Consider the following 1582-nt stretch of genomic DNA (forward strand, 5'->3'; position numbering starts at 1 on the left):
TTTTTCCAAAGAAGAAATTTCAAAAAAACTTAATTGCGCTATGACTGAAATCGATATTGTTTTAGATATGGAAAATATAAGAAAATAATATATAATAATTTTAATTAATTTAATTTATTTTTTAAGGAGAAAAAAATGAGTAAATTTAGCAGAGTTTTATGGTTAATATTTGGAATAGCGCTTATAATATCGGGCATTGTCGCGATAAAATATCCGTTAAATACGACAATCACAGTCGCTTATGTTATAGGTTTTTTAATGATATTCTCTGGCATAAGTTCGATATTCTACTTTGTAAGTTTAAGACATTTTGCTGGTTCTGGAATAATCTTGCTTGACGGAATAGTTTCGACTATTTGCGGTATCGTAATAATTTCAAATTTATTAATAAGCGCCGCGGTTATCCCCTATTTTGTGGCAATATTCACGATAGTTCGAGGAGCGGTTTCTATAGCATCTTCGATAGACTTAAAAAAACATGGATACGATAAATGGGGCTGGACATTATTCAGCGGAATACTCACATTAATAGCGGGAATAATTTTAACATTTAATCCTTTACTTGGAGCGTTTTATTTAAGTATCGTTTTAGGCTGCGGATTAATTTTATACGGAATAATAACGATTCAATTATGGTTCGCTTACGGAAAATTCTTTAAATAAATTTATAAACCGAGTTAAAAAATATCGTTGAAGCGGTAAATTTATTCGCCAAATTTTATGACAAAATAAGACTATATATTATTATAAAAAGTTTTTTAAATAAATTTTTTAATAAAAACATATTTTACTATTGAAAAAATCCAAAAAATGACTATACTATTTAAATAATAAATAATAATCTTAATTGAATATGGAGGAATACAATGAAAACAAGGATGCTGAGCTTTATTATTTTATTTGTATCATTTTCAACAATGATATTTGCGCTCGATGAAGGAATAAGAGTTCCGAGTAATCTGTATAAGGTTGATGATTTTTATAGGAATATAGAAATGTATCATACCGAAAGGGGTGTTTCAACTTTAACAACCGTATGGGGATATATAATATATACGAATGTATATTATAGAAACAATCCTAAATCATGTTGGTTAGTATTTGACTTGAATTCCGATACCAACGATGCGAATTCGGGATTTAATTCGGTTATATTTTATGATAAAAGCGAAAGCAATAGCGTTACTATAAAACTTAATTCGACTGTCGACAGAGAAAGATTATTTACCGATAGCGACGCTACTATTCATTTAAGGAAGTTAAAATCTATAGTAAGAAAGCAACATAGATTGTCCGATAATGAAATAGATTCTCTGATTAAATTAATTGAAGATAATAAATTTTCGGTAAATGTAAGGTTTATCATCAATAGAAATAATTATTATCCTCTAAATAAAAACGACTTCAATAGGAATCAAGCTAAAGCTTTATACGATTTGTTAAAATTCTATAGAGATATTAAAAATAAGTAACGCTATAAAAATAAAGAAAAATTTATTTTAGATTATTTAGATAAAAAACAACCCCGCTTATGCGGGGCTTTTTAATGCTCCGAGAACAGGGCTCGAACCTGCGACCCGGT

2 protein-coding genes are annotated in these 1582 nt (G+C 28.4%); both read left to right on the forward strand.

Annotated features, from left to right (window positions below; translation table 11 throughout):
- Nucleotides 1-135: 135 nt before the first annotated feature.
- Nucleotides 136-663, forward strand: coding sequence for an HdeD family acid-resistance protein (locus EZH24_RS11540; RefSeq protein ID WP_137999238.1), 528 nt, complete (start codon nucleotides 136-138; stop codon nucleotides 661-663).
- Nucleotides 664-866: 203 nt separating this feature from the next.
- Complete coding sequence (locus EZH24_RS11545; RefSeq protein WP_137999239.1) at nucleotides 867-1472, forward strand: hypothetical protein; 606 nt, start codon at nucleotides 867-869, stop codon at nucleotides 1470-1472.
- Nucleotides 1473-1582 lie beyond the last annotated feature (110 nt).

The sequence above is a fragment of the Brachyspira catarrhinii genome (assembly GCF_005518285.1).
GTDB lineage: Bacteria > Spirochaetota > Brachyspiria > Brachyspirales > Brachyspiraceae > Brachyspira > Brachyspira catarrhinii.

Excerpts from the sequence above, each read along its gene's own strand:
- EZH24_RS11540 (WP_137999238.1), top strand. The coding sequence starts at position 136 with ATGAGTAAATTTAGCAGAGTTTTATGGTTAATATTTGGAATAGCGCTT.
- EZH24_RS11545 (WP_137999239.1), top strand. The coding sequence starts at position 867 with ATGAAAACAAGGATGCTGAGCTTTATTATTTTATTTGTATCATTTTCA.